Origin of the sequence: Aeromonas sp. CU5 (assembly GCF_002586745.1) — a bacterium.
Classification (GTDB): Bacteria; Pseudomonadota; Gammaproteobacteria; order Enterobacterales; family Aeromonadaceae; genus Aeromonas; species Aeromonas sobria.
Genome location: NZ_CP023817.1, coordinates 1,760,534 through 1,779,901, shown reverse-complemented (window position 1 = coordinate 1,779,901; position 19,368 = coordinate 1,760,534). Strand labels below are relative to the sequence as shown.

At 49.2% G+C, this 19,368-nt stretch carries 11 protein-coding genes and 1 pseudogene; 7 read left to right on the top strand and 5 right to left on the bottom strand.

Translation table 11 applies throughout. The features are described from left to right. Positions 1-110: 110 nt before the first annotated feature. Positions 111-1,273, top strand: a protein-coding gene (locus CK911_RS07760; RefSeq protein WP_098968687.1) for an IS3 family transposase whose coding sequence is annotated in 2 segments (ribosomal slippage) — positions 111-366 and positions 366-1,273 — 1,164 coding nt in all. Because the reading frame shifts where the segments join, the coding sequence is not laid out codon by codon here. Between the two features lie 59 nt (positions 1,274-1,332). On the opposite strand, the gene CK911_RS07755 is transcribed toward CK911_RS07760, so the two are convergent. Continuing rightward, positions 1,333-2,295: an IS1595 family transposase gene (locus CK911_RS07755; protein ID WP_098969540.1), complete on the bottom strand. Its 963-nt coding sequence runs from the start codon at positions 2,293-2,295 to the stop codon at positions 1,333-1,335. 855 nt (positions 2,296-3,150) lie between these two features. Between CK911_RS07755 and CK911_RS07745 the strand changes: the two genes are divergently transcribed. Continuing rightward, entirely contained in the window at positions 3,151-4,161 is a 1,011-nt protein-coding gene (locus tag CK911_RS07745; RefSeq protein ID WP_253860395.1) for an AAA family ATPase, read from the top strand. A gap of 566 nt (positions 4,162-4,727) precedes the next feature. Here the strand turns inward: CK911_RS07745 and CK911_RS07740 are convergent. Next, a protein-coding gene (locus CK911_RS07740; RefSeq protein ID WP_098968687.1) for an IS3 family transposase occupies positions 4,728-5,890 on the bottom strand; the annotation gives its coding sequence in 2 pieces (ribosomal slippage) (positions 4,728-5,635 and positions 5,635-5,890; 1,164 coding nt in all). Positions 5,891-6,942: 1,052 nt separating this feature from the next. Here CK911_RS07740 and CK911_RS07735 point away from each other — a divergent pair. Together CK911_RS07735 and CK911_RS07730 are read left to right on the top strand one after the other, a co-directional pair. Continuing rightward, complete coding sequence (locus CK911_RS07735; protein WP_098969537.1) at positions 6,943-9,126, top strand: DUF87 domain-containing protein; 2,184 nt, start codon at positions 6,943-6,945, stop codon at positions 9,124-9,126. A 6-nt stretch (positions 9,127-9,132) separates the two neighbouring features. Beyond that, complete coding sequence (locus tag CK911_RS07730) at positions 9,133-10,533, top strand: hypothetical protein (protein ID WP_082029965.1); 1,401 nt, start codon at positions 9,133-9,135, stop codon at positions 10,531-10,533. Positions 10,534-10,553: 20 nt separating this feature from the next. On the opposite strand, the gene CK911_RS07725 is transcribed toward CK911_RS07730, so the two are convergent. The 3 genes and pseudogenes from CK911_RS07725 to CK911_RS07715 all read right to left on the bottom strand — a co-directional run bounded on the left by CK911_RS07725 (position 10,554) and on the right by CK911_RS07715 (position 13,697). Then, positions 10,554-11,414, bottom strand: coding sequence for a DNA adenine methylase (locus tag CK911_RS07725; protein WP_098969536.1), 861 nt, complete (start codon positions 11,412-11,414; stop codon positions 10,554-10,556). Positions 11,415-11,738: 324 nt separating this feature from the next. Further along, a pseudogene (locus CK911_RS07720) lies at positions 11,739-11,999 on the bottom strand (IS1595 family transposase); the annotation flags it as partial. 483 nt (positions 12,000-12,482) lie between these two features. Next, positions 12,483-13,697: an IS256 family transposase gene (locus tag CK911_RS07715; protein ID WP_098969535.1), complete on the bottom strand. Its 1,215-nt coding sequence runs from the start codon at positions 13,695-13,697 to the stop codon at positions 12,483-12,485. Between the two features lie 516 nt (positions 13,698-14,213). Here CK911_RS07715 and CK911_RS07705 point away from each other — a divergent pair. From CK911_RS07705 to CK911_RS07695, 3 genes are read left to right on the top strand one after another with little or no spacing between them, the layout of a single operon-like run. Continuing rightward, complete coding sequence (locus tag CK911_RS07705; protein ID WP_098969533.1) at positions 14,214-15,818, top strand: ABC transporter transmembrane domain-containing protein; 1,605 nt, start codon at positions 14,214-14,216, stop codon at positions 15,816-15,818. Then, positions 15,815-17,983 (top strand): ATP-binding cassette domain-containing protein, encoded by a 2,169-nt coding sequence (locus CK911_RS07700; RefSeq protein ID WP_098969532.1) that lies wholly within the window; start codon positions 15,815-15,817, stop codon positions 17,981-17,983. The genes CK911_RS07705 and CK911_RS07700 overlap by 4 nt, the downstream gene beginning before the upstream one ends. 19 nt (positions 17,984-18,002) lie before the next feature. Continuing rightward, positions 18,003-19,343: an HlyD family type I secretion periplasmic adaptor subunit gene (locus CK911_RS07695; protein WP_098969531.1), complete on the top strand. Its 1,341-nt coding sequence runs from the start codon at positions 18,003-18,005 to the stop codon at positions 19,341-19,343. Positions 19,344-19,368 lie beyond the last annotated feature (25 nt).

Sequence of the window (19,368 nt, the reverse complement as noted above, 5' to 3'; positions counted from 1 at the left end):
CGTAAGAATGTGGGTGTGTCGAGGTTACGAGACCGGAACCCCTGTAGTGGTCTAATCATCCCGGACACCATTTTAGGTGGTACAGTCGCCACCATGACTTGAGGTGTTCAATGACAAGATTACGTCGCTCATTTACTGCTGAATTCAAACTCGAAGCCGCATCCCTGGTACTCGACCAGGGATACTCTGTCCCCGAAGCCAGCCGTTCACTGGATGTCGGTGAAACCATACTTCGCCGATGGGTTCAGCAGCTCCAATCCGAACGAACCGGCACCACCCCAATCGGCAAAGCGCTGACCCCGGAGCAGCAGAAAATCCAGGAGCTGGAAGCCCGCATCAACCGGCTCGAGCGCGAAAAGGACATTCTAAAAAAGGCTACAGCTCTCTTGATGGCGGACGAGTTCAAACGTACGCGCTGATAGACCGATTAAGGGAGCAAGCCCCCATCAGTATGGTCTGCTGCGCTTTCGATGTTCCAACATCCTGTTTTTACGACTATCTGGCCCGCAAGCGGACGATTAACCGTGAGCGGATGCAGCAACGCAGCGAGTTGCGCCGTTTGTTCAAAGAGAGCCGGAACTCAGCGGGCAGCCGCGCCTTGATGTCGATGATGCGAGCGCTGGAGCATCAGATTGGCCGATTCAAAGTGCGCAGTCTGATGAAGGAGGCCGGTCTGGTATCCAAGCAACCGGGTGCTCATCGCTATCAGGTCGCCCGGTCTGAACGACCGGATATTCCCAATCTGCTGGCGCGTGAATTTGATGTCCAACAACCCAATCAGGTGTGGTGTGGCGATATCACCTACGTCTGGGCAGGTGGTCGTTGGAATTACCTGGCGGTGGTGCTCGACCTTTATGCCCGCCGAGTCGTGGGCTGGGCGATGTCTGACAAGACTGATGCAGAGCTGGCAATAAAAGCGCTCGAGATGGCCTATCAGCAGCGGGGTTGCCCATCAGGTGTGCTGTTTCACTCCGACCAAGGCAGCCAATATGGCAGCCGGGCATTTCGGCAGCGGCTGTGGCGCTATCGCATGACCCAGAGCATGAGTCGGCGTGGCAACTGTTGGGATAATGCACCGATGGAGCGGTTGTTCAGGAGTCTGAAGACAGAGTGGCTCCCGACAACGGGATATATGAACCTGCGGGAGGCGAAGCGGGATATCAGCTATTACCTGATGGATTACTACAACTGGCGGCGTCCACATCAACACAATGACGGGATCGCGCCAGCAAAAGCCGAGGATCGGCCTAACCAAGTGTCCGGATTTAGTTGACCACTACACCCCGTAGGTTGCGCAGCGACCGGAGTGGGGTGGAGAACCCATTTTTATGGCTATGTCCCAATTACGTGTTGCATGGGGTGCCCCAGCGCCTCATGCAGACACGCTTTGATATTCACTCCCTTCCCGTAACGCTCCAGCATCCTGCGCCAACCCAGATAATTCCTCAGGTAGTGAGTCGCCACGCCATGAAAGCGCACCATCCATTCTTTCAATCGATGGTGATATCCGTTTACATGTTGAATGTGGAATGCTCCTACTACCCGCTCACCCTGACGATTGCGCACCACCTTATGGGTCACGCCCTGCTCTTTGCTGAAACTGGCATATACGCCCGCACCATCGCTACACAGCACTGCATCCGGCGAGACCAGGGGCTTCAAGACCGCGATAACTGTTTCGGCATTCATCTTTTCCAACTGAAAATCTGCATGGTGACCAGCACGGTCCTGCACCACCATCACAGGGATGTAATCGGGCCCGGTTCCCCGGGTTCGCCCTTTACCTCCTCGACACCGAGCCAGACGAGGTAATCCCCGCTGCCCCTTGAACGACTCGAGGAAGAAGGTCTCGTCGACCTCAACGATGCCCTCTTCCCGTGTGGCTTGATGGGCGGCCATCGCACGCAAGAAGCGGTGGCGCCAGAGGAAAGCGGTGTTCTTGCTGACCCCGCAACGCAGAGCTGCCCGGCGGACAGTGAGTCCTTCAATGAGGGCTTGCGCGTAGTCTTCCCAGCACTGCGTTTTACGTAATCTGGCCAAGGGGGTCTTGGTCAGCACGGTACTGGTGCGTAGACACAGTTTGCAACGATAGCGACGTAGTCCGCGACTCCATCCCCATGGTGCCAGCTGATTGGCATCGGCCTGACAATGTGGGCAACCGCTGCATGCAGGTAGCTGGGTATTGAGTGAGGTAATGGTGTGGGGCGCCATGAGCTCCTGCCGGGCAACACGGCGTTGGCGCAGGGTAAGCTGTGGAAAGAGAGACAACAGGTGTTGAAAGGCTGGGGTATCCATGATGGTAGACCTCAAGGTAATGACCTACTTCAAGCTTAGCCTTTCAACACATAATTGGGACAGAGCCATTTTTATGGAGGGTATGAAGCGATTAATATGGCATGACAAAGGAGCCGAATATAGGCGTCAAGGTGGAGTCTGACGAGGCACGAGGAGGAACTACCTTGATGCCTATATATCGGTGACGGTCATCCATATTGATGGCGAAATACCAGACATAAAAAATGTTTAGATGATTATTTGTTATTACACAAAACGCAGCCATAACATCGCTTGGTGCTGATCAATCGAGGGCGTTTACATCACAACCAGTATCTAACCAGCAGAATTTATGACAGCCGAAAAGGCACCATATTGTTTAACTAACTAGAGGAAATATATGAAAATTCTAAACGAGATTTTGGCAATCATTTCAGAACACCCGCGCACCGGATCTGGCAGGGTGCTGGCTGCTGCGTTGGCATCGGCATGTAACACTCAATACACAGTGTCATTGCTCGATGTGTCTGTGAGGCTCGATGAGAATGGCAGGCGGCTAGTTGAGCGTCTTGCTCGGATCACTCAAGAACCGGATTATTCGAACGATTCACAGGATCAGGCGCTCCAACGCCTTCGGGCGCTCGGGCTCATTTGCTAATCGAGGACAGACGACCAATGCCGCAATTATTGGTGGCATTTTTATACCTGATTATCCATGCCCTTCATATTGATAGCGAAATATCAGACATAAAAACGCTTTATCTGCAACAACACGGGGTAGTTAATCATACATATACGCATGATTAGCTTATGCATATATGTAAACGATGAGACATATCAACAGTACCAAGTCACCACAATAATATAGGTATGTTTATGAATAATGAAAAGCATTATAATTTCAGTCCTGCTGCTGGATTAATTTCCAGCCAGCAAAGCCCTAATTGGGTGGTGGATAATCTGATTGAAAAAGGCGAGCAGTGGATTATTAATGGCTCGCCCAAAACGGGTAAATCGCTGCTTGCAACGCAGTTGGGCTTGGCTGTAGCCAGCGGTAGTGTATTTTTAAATTGGGAAATTAAAAAGCCTGCGCTCGTATTGTATATGGATTTTGAGGTCAATGACAGATTGTTTTGGCAGCGGTACTACACCATGTCGGCACAGACCAACTTGGGAGATGCAAAAAACATTAAAACATTCTTGCGGTGCGGCGATTATAAATCGACTGATGTATTAGATCCTATGGCATCACAGGCAATACTAGATATTGTCAACGACATTCAACCGGATTTGATCATCTGGGATGTCCTCGCTCGGATGCATAATGCAGAGGAAAACGACAATGGCGAAATGGGTCAGGTGATGCGAGCCATTCGAAAAATCAGCGGCTCAGCTGCACACATCATCGTTCATCACGCAAGAAAGGCATCGCCTAATGCAGGTGGGGTTAACGCTGGCGTAATGAGCATGCGGGGAGCTTCTTCGATTCATGGTGAGGCCGATGGTGTCATCTCACTGGGGACGCGAGAGGGTCAGGGCGCTCGCTACAACCTGACGTTCAGTGCGAGGGCTGTTGAAACACCTGACGAAATACTCCTTAATCGTACTGGGCTGACATTAGTCAGTGCCATCGGGGAGGAGCGCGACAGGCTGATGGATGGGCTGCTGGAGGCACAGGAAGGCCAGGAGGCGATTTCTGCCACCACATTGACCGAGAGGTTTTGCCAGTATTTCTCTGTAAAAGAACGGCAGGCAAAAAATTACATAAAAAAATGTGTCGATAATGGTTGGGTGACAAGGGTGGCGACATCTGAACGGACTGAATATGTATTAACAGATGGCATTGCTATCACACATTTAGCAGATTCATCCACATCCGCCAATTAATTGGATGCAATGGTGCAATGAACTGCATATATATAAGTATTGCATGTGGTATATTGCACCCCCTTAACAATCCCCCGGCTCGATGAGGATAAACCTACTCTTATCCTCATCGGTTGACATCTCGAAAATAAGTAGGTATGAAAGTATTAATTTAAAAAAGTCTAGATCCCCCCGTTTGTTTTCAAATCGAAAAGGAATTTTCTCATGAAAACAAAAAACGGTTTTTTTATTTTACTGGCTGAAATTGAACTTCATGCTACCTCTTTTTCAGTGCGCTATCCTCCTTATCGCCATTTGTAAAAAGACGTCTCATCGGAAAGCCGTCTTTACTTTCATAAATTCCACATAGAACTGCGTTCTATGTGAATATACGATCCAGAGTTTAGCAATGCAGGCCGGTCAATAAGAACTCATCTCAGTGTATTAACGGTCAACTCTGAGCTCGTTAGGAGAGACCCGTCGGCCAAGTTGCTGGTGCGGGATCAGTCCTGAACGGCTTCGAAATGTCTAAAGAAGTCGGGGTGATTCACCCTGTAGCAAAGGGGCTGGGTGAGGGACTGTAGTGGTCAACTAAATCCGGACACTTGGTTAGGCCGATCCTCGGCTTTTGCTGGCGCGATCCCGTCATTGTGTTGATGTGGACGCCGCCAGTTGTAGTAATCCATCAGGTAATAGCTGATATCCCGCTTCGCCTCCCGCAGGTTCATATATCCCGTTGTCGGGAGCCACTCTGTCTTCAGACTCCTGAACAACCGCTCCATCGGTGCATTATCCCAACAGTTGCCACGCCGACTCATGCTCTGGGTCATGCGATAGCGCCACAGCCGCTGCCGAAATGCCCGGCTGCCATATTGGCTGCCTTGGTCGGAGTGAAACAGCACACCTGATGGGCAACCCCGCTGCTGATAGGCCATCTCGAGCGCTTTTATTGCCAGCTCTGCATCAGTCTTGTCAGACATCGCCCAGCCCACGACTCGGCGGGCATAAAGGTCGAGCACCACCGCCAGGTAATTCCAACGACCACCTGCCCAGACGTAGGTGATATCGCCACACCACACCTGATTGGGTTGTTGGACATCAAATTCACGCGCCAGCAGATTGGGAATATCCGGTCGTTCAGACCGGGCGACCTGATAGCGATGAGCACCCGGTTGCTTGGATACCAGACCGGCCTCCTTCATCAGACTGCGCACTTTGAATCGGCCAATCTGATGCTCCAGCGCTCGCATCATCGACATCAAGGCGCGGCTGCCCGCTGAGTTCCGGCTCTCTTTGAACAAACGGCGCAACTCGCTGCGTTGCTGCATCCGCTCACGGTTAATCGTCCGCTTGCGGGCCAGATAGTCGTAAAAACAGGATGTTGGAACATCGAAAGCGCAGCAGACCATACTGATGGGGGCTTGCTCCCTTAATCGGTCTATCAGCGCGTACGTTTGAACTCGTCCGCCATCAAGAGAGCTGTAGCCTTTTTTAGAATGTCCTTTTCGCGCTCGAGCCGGTTGATGCGGGCTTCCAGCTCCTGGATTTTCTGCTGCTCCGGGGTCAGCGCTTTGCCGATTGGGGTGGTGCCGGTTCGTTCGGATTGGAGCTGCTGAACCCATCGGCGAAGTATGGTTTCACCGACATCCAGTGAACGGCTGGCTTCGGGGACAGAGTATCCCTGGTCGAGTACCAGGGATGCGGCTTCGAGTTTGAATTCAGCAGTAAATGAGCGACGTAATCTTGTCATTGAACACCTCAAGTCATGGTGGCGACTGTACCACCTAAAATGGTGTCCGGGATGATTAGACCACTACAGACATATCCGTATCCTCTGCTAACCAAACTACCAGTTTAACAAAGCAGTCGGTCACTAATGGATTGAACCTGCTCATATTTTCATCCATTTCCTCTATCCATGTCTCGATCTACTCCCTTAAGATAGCCAAACGAAAATCCATCTCTCAGGGAAGCGTCATGGGAGCGATTCAAACATACTCACCATCGGAAGCGCCTCTAATAAGTAAATATAGCGCACGAAACGCCTCTATTAGCGCATCTCACTGAGTGGGGTATATATGGGTAGCGACATTGGCATTAAACGGCGGCAATCGCATTACAGGTTGTATCAGTGAACTCTGGTAATTCGGGTTCCCTACGCATTGACCATCTAAAAATTACAATTATAAAAAATCCTTTCGATTTGTGATTTTTTCCCGCAAAGGAAATTTATCTTTTCCGCGATTATCACTTCGTGCTAACGCGAATCATATCCAGAGAACGACCAGTATCGACTAGGTCTAGGTGCTCACGCAAATTTTTCGCAGAGATTTACCCCCCCCCGAAGCAATTGAAGTGAGTTCGTGGTATGGCAATGCGTCTTCTATGCAAGTGCCAATAACTATGATCATCGTCAAAAAAATTCTAAATCTGCACGTTAAATGACATTTTTTTTCAGCAAGGTTGGCCGGTGTTTGATACCATCCCCGTTCGGGCCCCTTGCAAACATCGAGAGCCTATGAATAGCCAATGTCAGCGCTGGTTAAACGCAGCACTCAGGGAGTTGTCACACCCCCGTGCGGTAGCCATCTCGTTTGCCAGCTACAGCACAACAGTAGGAAGCTATGTAGCGAGGCACATTGCCCCCCTCCATCTTTCTAATTAAATAGTGGTGAAGGTCGTAGTCAAAAGGTTGCGTTCATGATTACCCATCATCCTCAGCCATCTATAAGAGTCGATATGGCATAGGTTGACTTGTTAAAATACTAATAATTCATAACTTAATTGAGAGACAGTACTGCTATGAATAGAGTTATCACTAACATCCTGGGTGCAGATGACAAGTTGCTAAAACTTTTAGGGACCAACCCATTAGCTAACCTTGTGGGGTACGTTTATTCCATGGACTTTAGCGAAGCACTTATCCTTACCAATGATAAATTCAAAGAGGAAGTTGCTGGTGTACCTCACAATAGTTTTTTAGTGGCTACCTCCTTAAATCCAGAAAACGTCTCTGCAAGTACTGAGTTAGACCGAGAAGTTATTCTTTTAAGGGTGATAGGGCATTCAAAACTACCAACTGATGATGATTTTGTTAAAACAAGAATTGAGCACAATCAACGGAGAACGGCAAGTGAAGTATTTGCTAATGATAAGCTGGATGGACTAGATGTATTGACTCTCTCAGAGCTTCAGGCTGGCGGTTTGAGGTGTCGTATTTTGGGTACATTTTTTATAGATGAAGGTGAACTAAGGTTAGGATGTGACATTGAAAATTATATGTCATCAAATCGTTTAAGAGTATTCAAGCCAAGAGATAAAGCACTAGAGCTTATTGTTAATCATGTAAACGAAGAGGTTAAGAAAAAAGCCGAAGAGGAGGCAAAAAAATCAGGCTTTAGTTCAATGCCTACGTCCATAGAAATTGGTACTGTTAGGTACACTTCAACAACTCGACTTCACAGAGCGAAAACGGAAACTCTTGTTCCTGTTCAAATTCAGCCGACAGATTTTTTGGCTCGTCGCACGGCAATCCTTGGTATGACCCGAACGGGTAAATCAAATACCCTAAAGACTACAGTTTCATCAGTTGCAATGTCAGCAATTAAAGACAACACTCGAGTAGGGCAGATCATATTTGATATAAACGGTGAGTATGCGAATGTAAACCAACAGGATGATGGTAGCTCAATAGCCGATGTATTTCAGGATGATGTTGTTTGTTATCGAGGCACTCTAAGTAGTAATCCGTCTGTGAAGGATTTAAGAAATAACTTCTATGAGCAACCTGATATTGCCATATCTATAATTCAAGATATTTTAAAGGATGAAAAAATCACTGCAAGTGATATGAAAATACTGGTGTCTTCTATATCTTTGGATCCATTACCTGATGATGCATCAGAAAGTGAAATGTCACGATTTGAAAGACTACTTGCTGCATTTAAGGCTCTTTTATATTGTAGAGGCTTTGACTCCCCAAGGGATTACAAGGTTAAGTTGAACGTATCAAAAAATGTGAAACGCCAAATTTTAGAGCAAAATTATACTAATGTTGTTTGTGAGCTTGAAGAGTCATTAGGTAAAAAACCTACACAAGATGACTTAAAAAATAAAGCAGAGGTTTTTTTTCCTGATTATAGTTCTGGTGTTTCTTTGAATGATTTAGTTAAGTTTTTTTCAGATGCGCGTAGTGCGGATAAGAAAATTCGAAAAGACTATGAAGCTGCCGAAAGGGAATTTAAGAAAAATGGCACTAAAATTCCTACCGGACTATGGCCTTCACTTCGCAGTGAAAAGGCAAAAGATGACTGGTTTGATGATAATTTGAAGGCATTGGCTAATCTGATAGTGGGGAAAAACGAAACCGATACACCTATCAGGGTAAAAAGTTACTTGGGGCCAATAGCTGAATACCATAGCGTTAATCGTAATAGTGAGGTAGAAGCTGAAATTTATGACCTACTCTTAAATGGTAAGATTGTTATATTAGATCTTTCGGTTGGTTCTGAGATCGTGCGCAAAGCCATGGCTCTTCGTATAGCAAGGCATATATTGACTCAGTCTATGGGAAGATTCCACAAAAATGAAGTTCTTCCCAATATTGTTATATATGTTGAGGAAGCACATAATTTAATAGGTCGTACTGATGATTTAACTGGTGTTTGGCCAAGAATTGCCAAAGAGGGAGCGAAGGCTAAAATTGCTTTTGTTTATGCTACCCAGGAACCATCCTCTATACACCCCAATATTTTGGCAAATACTGAAAACTGGTTTGTGACACACCTTAATAATGAAGATGAGTTACGTTCATTAGGTAAGTTTTACGATTTTTCTGATTTCCATTCCTCATTAAAAACTGCTCAAGATGTAGGTTTTGCGAGAATTAAAACATTATCCTCCCCATTCGTAGTGCCCACACAAATAAATCGCTTTAAGCCTAGTGAGTTGGCTGAGCAATACAAACAAATCAAATCAACGAGGTGATGACTAATGCCCTATAACAGAGAATCAGCAGGAAAGGGGGGGCATGTAGATGTGGTCAAAAACCCTGATGTACAAAAATTCCTCAATGACTGTAGTTGCTTGGTCCCTCCTTCCGAAGAAGAAGCCAAGAAAATTACAAAAGATTATGTGCTGTGGAATGAGGGCATTCGTTGGCTTCCAAATCATGTTGTGGCCTCTGATGCAAGCCCTTACAAGGAGCCCATACCCGGGCTTTTTCCAAGTACACAAATTGGCTATGTTAAGAATAGCATGGTAATTATTACTGTTTCTGAGTTTGATAGTTTGCGCCCTGTGAACTCTAACTTTGTTGATCCATTCAGGGTGGCTGAACTTCACCGAAGTGGGGACTCTGTTGCGTTCACTTTACCAGGTTGCAATGTTCGATATAAAAACTCGCTGACGGTAAAAGATGGATTTCGGTTAGCCGTGTATGAACAGCTTTCAGATATTAGAACTAGTTGGACTAATGATGATAATTACAATGTTGTGGGAACATTATTGGCAATAGACAATGGTGAAGTTAAGCTTAAAAATTGTCCATCTTGTGGGGGAAAAGAGCAATTTATATTTAAAAAGAAAGAAGAAGTACTGCGTTGTAGTAGCTGCATGCAAAATGTTTACATTACGGATGTTATGAGAATTCATGAGCAGATTTCAGATTTAGGAGACAATGGTTCAGCTATTACCCGATTTATGAATGTCGTTGAGCACCTTATTGTTGCGTCCTTTATACGATTGGTTTGCGATCGAAATCCGGAACAACTTAGTGGAATGGCGTTCATTGTGGATGGTCCTCTTGCAATATTTGGTCAGCCAGCAAAAGTTCATGCTAGATTACTTAAACTTTACTCAAAAATAGGTCTAACACTTAAAAATAAAGGATTAGAAGCGCCACTAATTATGGGGGTCCAAAAGACAGGCCCTGCTGTAGAGCATGCGATGGCGCTATCAAGATATATTGATAAAGGAGCTTTTCGTGTTATCGATGATGAATATCGCCATCGATACATAGCCGCACGTTCAGAATCATCAGATAACTTTGGCCATGAAACATATTATGGACAAGATTTTATCTATAGGACTAGAAATGGAAAAGTGTTTGTATTTGGATTGGTTTATCCATTTGAATATAAAACACCTCCGATCTTATTTGATGATGAAATAAAAAACAGTGAAGCAAAGAGGAAGTTTTCTAGAGAGAAAGTTGAAATACCTCGATACCATCCATTACTAGGTAAGGCGATGAATGTTCTTACTCACTTTGAGCTAGAGCTTTATGAAAATGCCATTATTCCAATAGCTCTTGCTCATAGGCATGCATCTATTAGTTTGGTTCCTGGTGGTAAGGTTCTAGATATTTTATCTAAAAAAGGTTTAAATCTATAGTGAACCCCAAAAGAGCAACATTAACATGTTGCTCTTTGAATATTTAATGAGTTTGGAATTCTTAACCTTGGACTAACAACCAAAAGCTCAGTACCTTTCTTTTTTTCGGCAGCACTGTAATTTAGAGAAAAATAAAATTTTCTATAGTTAGAATAAAGCTGTTTTATTTCTTCTGCGTAATCATACGTCAACATCCACTTGCCTTGAATCCTCCCTATAACTCCAGCCAAGTCTTGATGGTTATTAGGTTCATAGAAATTTGTGTAGAGGCTCTGACCTTTAACAAAATAAGGGGGGTCAATGCAATAGAAAGTTCGATCACCTCGCGCCTCAATATTATGAATGAAATCTATGGCATCCATATTATATATATGAATAAACTCCGAATAACTTGATATTTTTCGGATTTTCTCTATTAGATTGCTCTTATTAAACCGACAATCTAGAGTGTATTTGCTTTTTTGCTCCAATCCACCAATTACACCAGCCTTTTGTATTATTCCTGACCTGTTTGTTCTGTTTAGAAAAAAACTTGAAAAACCCAACGTTAAGCTATCTACGCTTTCCTTTTTATCTTGAATATCTTTTTGTATATGCCATTCATCTATCGTTACATTAGTTGTATTTATTAATTCAATAAACTCTTCTGTATGATTAATGATGGAGTGCCAAAAAGACCAAATTGATATATCAAGATCATTCAAATGAATATGTGAAATTACATTGTTAAATAGTAAAGATAAAGCAAGCCCCGCCCCACCGGCATAAGGCTCAACGTAGTGCGCTGTCCTTAGATTGTTTGCTTGAATAATACTCGTAACCATTGGTGTTATGGCTGTCTTACCACCTGGATATCTCAGTGGTGATGGGGTTACTGGCATTGCTGGTTCTCCAAAGTTCGAGCCGTATTTTAACACTAAATGGATTTGTTTCCCATATCCTCACTGTCCGCACAGAACCTCTGGCGTGACAGGGGATCTGATCATCTTACGCGTGGGATGCAATGGACAACTGGTTTCACTAAACTCACCTAAGCGCGGGGCTATCACCAGCTATACGCCATCCATATATCGATATCTTGCTGATTTATAAAGATATTTAAATTGTCACATTGCGTGCCAAAACTGAGGGCCTGCTAACCTCGTTGTTGAGCCGGAGCGTGGGCGCTGTGCCCGAACTATATTCGTGCCCTTTCTACATCCTGATTACCCATGACCCTCAGCCATCTTCAAAAGCCGACATGGCATCGGCGGGCTTGCCACTACGGCACGACCCAATTGGGTTATCATCCTCTTCAGCTCAAAACGATGATTAAATCGGAAGCAATATTCTGCCAAATGTCTTGGCAGATGCTTCGCTCCAAGCGTGTGGCAGCTGCCCCACAGTGAGTTTTTCACATTCCCGATCATCGTGTTCACCCCGTTGAACGCCTTGTGATCTAGCAAATTCAGACTGCCACCCGTGACAGGCCGTGCGGCTCAATGCTCAAAACCGCTAATGGTTCATTCGTCATGTTCTCGGAAATGTTCCTGATGTCAGAAGGTGCCTTGTAGAAATGCAACTCGTTCATTGTGAATCATGCATCGCCAAGGGATCACTCTGGCGGGCTCCTAATGAATCACGATTCTTCATCTCGTTCAGAGGAAACATGATTCATATTGTTAAACATATCTTCATGTTCTTGACATTTCAGCGTTTTTCTCTATAAATAGTTGCAAGTCTTATGGCAATAGCTTGAGTCAATCGGGCTGTTTTAATAGTCAGAAATCACGTTTTAAGTCATTGAATTAAAAGGTTATATTTGTTCTGTGACAGGCCGAAACGAGGGTTCGAATCCCTCCCTCACCGCCAAATGATAAGCCCAAGCAATTAAATTGCTTGGGCTTTTTCTTTATGTGCGATTTTTGGATATGGAGCCTGTAAATGATTCTGTGTAACTGCCCACTCCATTACAGGTGACCGTTCAGGCGATCACCGAATTCGATAATAAAGCGATTTAGGGCAAGCTTCCAATTCTGGATCGGCATGGTCCATTTCTTGGAGGCTTGCTGTATCGCGAGAAACGCCACTTTTAGCGCCGAGTCGTCGGTCGGGAAGAGCTTCCTTTGCTTGGTCGCTTTACGCAGCACGCTGTTGAGTGACTCGATCGCATTAGTGGTGTAAATCACCTTCCGGATGGCGGGGGGATAATCGAACAGTGTGATCAGATTGGCCCAGTTACTCTGCCAGGAGCGCGTTATCTGCGGGTACTGGCTATCCCAGCGCTCGCCGAAGGCCGCCAGCGCCTGCTGAGCCTCACGTTCCGTCGCAGACTGGTAGAGCTGCTTCAGCTCCGCCGTCACCGCCTTGTAGTCCTTCCAGGAGACATAGCGCAGCGAGTTGCGCACCATGTGGACGATACACAGTTGAACCTTGGTCTGGGGATACTCCACAGCAATCGCATCAGGGAAGCCCTTGAGACCGTCTACACACGCAATCAGGATGTCTTCCAGGCCACGGTTCTTCAGCTCAGTCAGGACCGACAGCCAGAACTTTGCCCCTTCGGTCTCGGCCAGCCACAGGCCCAACAGCTCCTTGTGACCGTCCATATTGATGCCCAGTGCCAGATAGAGCGACTTGTTAATCACCCGCTGGTTCTCGCGGATCTTCAGCACAATGCAGTCCAGATAGACGATGGGATAGAGCGGATCCAGCGGTCGGTTTTGCCATTCGTGGACCTGCTCGATGACACGCTCGGTCACCTTCGATACCAGCCCCGCCGAGATGTCGGCGTCATACATCTCTTTGAACGCGTCAACGATATCCCGGGTGCTCAAACCCTTGGCGTAGAGGGAGAGGATCTGGTCGTCCATCTGAGTCAGGCGGGACTGGCCCTTGCGGACGAACTGAGGCTCGAAGGAGCTGTTGCGGTCACGAGGCGCCTGGATAGTGACCTCTCCGTGCTGCCCTTTTAGGCGCTTGGTGGAATAGCCATTGCGATTGTTGCCGGTCCCGCGGCCTTGTGGGGCGTGTTTCTGGTAGCCCAGATGCTCGTCCATCTCGGCATTAAGCGCGGTCTCGACGGTGAGCTTGATCAGCTGTTGGGTGAGGGTGCCGAGATCTTTTTCAGACTTGATGTCTTTTGCCAGCTCAGCGGCGAGTGCTTTGAGTTTGTCTTGGTCCATTTGCTTACCCACGAAGGTATCCTTTTGAAAAAGTTACTTATTCGTGGGCGGTTACACAATTGGATTTACAGGCTCTTGATATGCCATCCACTATGCCATCTGATGTTGGCTGGTACGGAACTATCTCGTCCCCCGTTGGACTGTCTAGTCGATGCTTACCAAATGTATGCACCGGGACATTATTATCTCAATCTCAATCTCAATCTCAATCTTCATCTTCGTCAGCTCACGACGGTGATCCCCCGATATCTTCTCCCTGTGGACTAACCCTGCCTTGCATATGATCAGTGCGGCATCGTTTCTCGGGAGATCATCTTGCTGCAATCATAACTGATTACCTGGTACGGGATAGGAGCGTTCGTGATGAACAACCGGGTCAGCTCAACTGCCAGAGCGTGATCGTATTGAATTTATTCACAACTCCTCTTGTTATCGCCTTGTGCGTATGAGGTTGCGAGATGTATTAATAGATGACATTCACAATGTAGATAGTTCAATAGGTGTGGGAGTAAATGGATGCGCTCGTCTCTGCTATTGAAGATTGAACATAGCCCCCTCCTTTTTATGGCCTCTTTGGCCATGCACTTGCTGGCGCTTGCGCTGCCATTGGCCCTGTTACAGATTTACGACCGTATCTTGCCTGCTCAAGCCTACGGAACGGCGCTGTTTCTGGTGCTCGGTGTTGGCGTTGCCATTTTGCTTGAAGCGGTATTGCGCTATGGCCGTCAGGTGCTGTTTGCCGGGTTGGGTGCGCGTTATGAAGCACAACTGACCGCTCGGGCCATCGAGCGATTTTATCAAGCCGATGTGCAGGCCGTTGAGGTGCGCGGCAGCGCGGTCTGGCTCGAGGCGTTTCGTGCCATTGGTCAATTGCGCGACTTTTGGTCCGGTCAGGCTGGAGTGGCACTTTATGAACTGCCTTTCGTACTGATTTATCTGGCACTGATTGCCTACGTTGGTGGGTTATGGCTCGCACTTATCCCTGCGGGATTGTTCATTCTGGCTGTATTGCTGGCTTGGTACCTTAATGAGCCTCTTGCGCGGGTGGCCAAGGGCTGCAGTGACAAGGAAGTTGTGCGTAATGATCAAGCATGGTCGCTCTTTAGTGCCCTCAATTATCTCAAAGGCAGTGGTTCGGAAGGGGTGGCTGCGGCTGCATGGCAACGGCGCAATGCAGATGTGATGGCAATGCAATCCGAGTTGGAAACCCGTCTGGGGTGGGTGAGGGAAAATGCACTCTCCTTCGGGCAGCTAGCCACCGTGCTGGTGGTCTCTTTGGGGGCTGTCTCCGTGATCCGGGGAGAGTTGACCACGGGGGCGCTGGCGGCATGCACTATGTTGGCTAGCCGCTCGATTGGGCCAGCCATGGCCACTCTCGGATACTGGGCGCAACTGCAGCGGATGGCCGCCGTGCAGCAGCGGCTGAGTGAGTTGCTCACACTGCCATCCAACGAGCGCAACAGTGTTGATGGGGAACAATATATTCCCGAGGGGGCGCTGGTGGTTGAAGCGCCGGATTTACTGGCTGAGCCTCTGGTGATCCAGCCAGGAGAAGTTGTACATCTGGCGACCGGGGACCCAGCGCTTACCTCTCATCTGTTGGCGTGTGTGGCGGGGATGGTTCACGACCCCGCTATCTCTGTGACGGTCAAAGGGCATCCGATCGCTGGATTTTTGCAACAGGCTTATGGCGCTCATGTGATGCTGGTGACCCGTCATTTGGCGTTGGTGCCGGGCTCCATTCTCGATAACTTGACTCTCTATGATGCGAGATTCAATTCAGCGGTTGGTCCACTGTGTGAGCAACTAGGGCTGGATACCATGTTGGGGCGCCTGCGCAGCGGGATCTTGACCGAAGTCGGGCCCGGCACGGCGGAGCATCTGGATGAGGGGCTGTACCAACGTATTGCCCTGATCCGGGCGCTGGTACGCAAACCCGGGATCTTGTTACTGGATCATGCGGCTACCGGACTTGATCTGGATGGGCAGAAACGGTTGGCCACGATACTGACTTCTCTGCAGGGCAACACCACAGTGCTGATTGCTACGTATAAAGAGCCGTTGGTATCGGCTTGCCAGCGTGCGGTTCTGATCTGCGGAAAGGGGGAGCGCCACGTATGAGTGAATCATCAGACGTCTTTACCGGTAGGCAGTCCGTGTTTGCCAGTGAGCAACAGCGGATCGCACTGATTAACCGGGTGCTCGGCGAACAGCATTTGGCGGCTTCGCCCCTGGCCGGGATCCTGGCGCCGCTGTTGGTTGCCCTTGGCTGGTTTGGGGCAGCCAGAACCCTGCTGCATGATCTGCCTGCACCTGATAATCCTGTCGGGGTGGCAGAGTTCATTCATGTGTTGAAGGCTCAGGGTTTCAAGGTCAGCGAACACAACTGGCGGCAATGGCGAGCCGATCATCAGGCTACTTCGCTGCCTATTGGTGCGGTGTTGCTTGAACGGGCGAGCGCGCGCATTTTTCTTGGTCAGGTAGATGGTCATCTGCACTGGCATGATGGTCATGAGATCTCGGTCGACAATGCGCCAATGGCGGAGTCGTTGCTGGTGATAGAAAGCAACAGTGGCTTCGTCCCGGTCGATGCACCTCAGCTTGGTTGGTTAAGGCGTCTTTTCTTTCGCGCTCGGCGCGAAGTGGGGGGCGTTCTGCTGGTGAGCCTGGTGATCAACTTGCTGACGCTGGCCATTTCGCTCTTCACCATGATGGTCTACAACAACATCATTCCGAGCGGGGCGACACTCACCCTGTGGGGGATGACCAGCGGTGTCGTGATCGCCATCGCGGGGGCCTGGTATTTACGGATGGCGCGCAGTCGGCTGCTGGCAAGAATGACCGCTTGGGCCGGCAGTCAGATCAGTGAACTGGCGATGCGAAAGACCCTGGGATTACCGCTGGAGGTCGCCTCCAGAGTGGGGGTAGATAGCAACCTTGGACGCTTGCGTTCGGTTGAAGGGGTTCGGCAGTGGTTTGGTGGTTCATCTGGGGTAGTGAGTGTGGATTACCCCTTCGTGCTGATTTTTCTGGTGGTCATCGGCCTGTTGGGCGGCTGGATTGTGCTGGTGCCCTGCCTGGGGCTCTTGTTGTTTGCTGCTATCTCTTTGCCCTTATCCAGGCTGGTTCAGATCAGAGCCAACGAAGCGGGGCGCGCCACCCGTAAATTCAATGACATGCTGGTTATTCTGATTACCCGATTGCGCGCACTCAAAGGGGTTGATCGGTCGGGGGAATGGTTACAACGCCTGACGGCGCTGATGGGACAGAGCAGTGTGGCGAATATGAATCATGCCAATGCGAATGCCTTGACCCAGACCGTCGGGCAGGCATTGGCGATGCTGACGGTGCTGGCCACCATGGGAACTGGGGTGGCATTGGTGCTGGATCAACAGATGACCTCTGGCGGGTTGATTGCCACCATGATGCTGATTTGGCGGGTGACGACGCCCGCCCAGCAGATGTTTGCCAACCAAATCCGGGTGCGCCAGTTGCTGGACGCAACGCAGCAGCTGGATCAACTGTTGTCGTGTGTCGGTGAAGCGGCCAACCCCAAGCTGGTTACACCGGTGAGCACCCTGTTGGCGCACGTGGAAAGTGACCGGCTCTACTATCGCCATGCCCCAGATCGGGAACCCTCACTCAACGGGGTCAGTTTTGCGCTTGAACCGGGTGAGTGTCTGGCCGTTGTCGGGCCCAATGGCGCAGGCAAGTCGACGTTGCTGGAGTTGTTGGCCGGGATCCGTCAACCACAAAATGGTCGGGTGCTGGTGGGCAAACACGATATACGGCAATTCGATCCCGATGATTATCGCAGCTGGCTTGGCTATCTTCCCCAGCAAGCCAGAGGCCTTTCCCTCTCCTTGCGTGACGCTGTTGCGCTGCGCAAACCGGATGCGGACGATACCGAGATTGATGACGTGTTGACCCGTGTAGCCGGCCCACAGTGGTGGCGACATTTCGCTGCTTCCGATGCTGACAGTGCCATGGGGTTGCAGCTGTCGCTCTGGCGAGAGGATCACTCTGCCATACGTATGCGCTATATCGTCAGGATGGCGGCAGCCATCATCGGTCACCCGTCCCTGCTGTTGCTCGATGATCCCCTGGGGGATAGAGATCCACAGCTGGATGAGCATTTTGTGCAGCTGATTGCCACGCTCAAAGGCCATTGCACCATCGTCATTGCTACCCACAGACCCGACCTTATCCAGCGTTGCGACAAGATATTGCTGCTGGATCAAGGGGCTGCGCTCCATTTTGGGCCGGTCAATCAACCGACCGCATAGTACTCAGGGAGAGAACAGTGTGAACAAACTGGAACCTGCAATTATCGACCTCATCGCTCGGGATGAGCGCAAGGCACAGTTCATCACCACCCTGCTGGATCAGGGGCGGCAAACTCGCCTGATGCGGCGCACCCTGCTGGGGATTGTGTTGTTGCTGGCGATTTTTATCGGCTGGGCCATCGTCACCCCGGTGGATGAACTGGCCAGAGCGCGAGGCGAAATCCAGCCCAGTGAACGGGTACAGAGTCTTCAGAGCGAGGAGGGTGGGCGGATCGTCAAATTGCTGGTGCATGAGGGGGAGCAGGTTAAAGCCGGGCAACCCATCGTCGAGTTTGCCGCGACCAATCTGGTCAAGGATGTACGGCAGGTCGATATCAAACTCAATGCCCTGTCACTGGATCGCGAACGGCTCAAAGCGATCCTCGATAAGAGGGCCCCTGATTTTTCCTCCTTTGCCGAGGCTTATCCACTGCTGACGGAACAGGCACAGCTCAACTATCAGGCGCAGCTGCAGATGCATAATGCGGCCATTTCGGCCAAGAAAGGCGAGATGGCGCAACAGTCCTCCCTGTTACAAGGGGGTGAGCGTGGGATCGCTTTGCTGACGAAAGAGTTGCAAGAAACCAAAGATCGGTTGGCCCGGGTAGAGGAAGGGGTCCGCAGAGGGATTATGAACAAGCTCTCTCTCAGCGATGCGAGATTACAGTTCACCTCGGTACAGGAGCGACTCAGTCAGGCACAGTCGCAGCAGCAGAGCATCAAGGATCAGATCAACACCCTGGCATCTGAACTCGACAAACTGGAATCGGAATTCAGTCAGCAGGTGAGTGCCGAGTTGGGCAAGATCACTGAAGCGTATCGTGAAGCACAAAGCGACAAGCAGGCACTGGAAGAGCGTAAAGACTTTATCGTGCTTGAGTCGCCGGTCGATGGTGTGGTGATTGATCTGCCTGAAACTCGCATCGGTGCCGTGGTGGCTGCCGGAGGCAGCGTTGCCGAGATCGTGCCGGTAGGCCAATCGGTGATCATGGAGGCCATGGTGCTTCCCAAGGATATCGGCTTTGTGAAAGTGGGGCAGCGCGCCATGGTCAAGGTTGATAGCTTCGATTCTGCCCGCTTTGGCTTTATCGAGGGGACGGTGAACCGTGTTGCACCGACCTCCAGCAAGCTCAAAGAGAACGGCATGCCCTATTACAAGGTGCAGATTTCGTTGGCGAACCCTTATGTAAAAAGCCCAGCGCATACCGTGATTGCGGGGATGACGGGGGAAGCCGATATTGCGACAGGCAGCAAATCGGTTATGCAGTTTTTGCTAAAACCCCTGTTCCTGGCGTCTGACACGGCATTCCATGAGCGTTGATTCTGCACTCCCGACAGCTAAAGAG

Excerpts from the sequence above, each read along its gene's own strand:
- CK911_RS07715 (WP_098969535.1), bottom strand. The coding sequence starts at position 13,697 with ATGGACCAAGACAAACTCAAAGCACTCGCCGCTGAGCTGGCAAAAGAC.
- CK911_RS07755 (WP_098969540.1), bottom strand. The coding sequence starts at position 2,295 with ATGGATACCCCAGCCTTTCAACACCTGTTGTCTCTCTTTCCACAGCTT.
- CK911_RS07700 (WP_098969532.1), top strand. The coding sequence starts at position 15,815 with ATGAGTGAATCATCAGACGTCTTTACCGGTAGGCAGTCCGTGTTTGCC.
- CK911_RS07705 (WP_098969533.1), top strand. The coding sequence starts at position 14,214 with ATGCGCTCGTCTCTGCTATTGAAGATTGAACATAGCCCCCTCCTTTTT.
- CK911_RS07730 (WP_082029965.1), top strand. The coding sequence starts at position 9,133 with ATGCCCTATAACAGAGAATCAGCAGGAAAGGGGGGGCATGTAGATGTG.
- CK911_RS07745 (WP_253860395.1), top strand. The coding sequence starts at position 3,151 with ATGAATAATGAAAAGCATTATAATTTCAGTCCTGCTGCTGGATTAATT.
- CK911_RS07735 (WP_098969537.1), top strand. The coding sequence starts at position 6,943 with ATGAATAGAGTTATCACTAACATCCTGGGTGCAGATGACAAGTTGCTA.
- CK911_RS07725 (WP_098969536.1), bottom strand. The coding sequence starts at position 11,414 with ATGCCAGTAACCCCATCACCACTGAGATATCCAGGTGGTAAGACAGCC.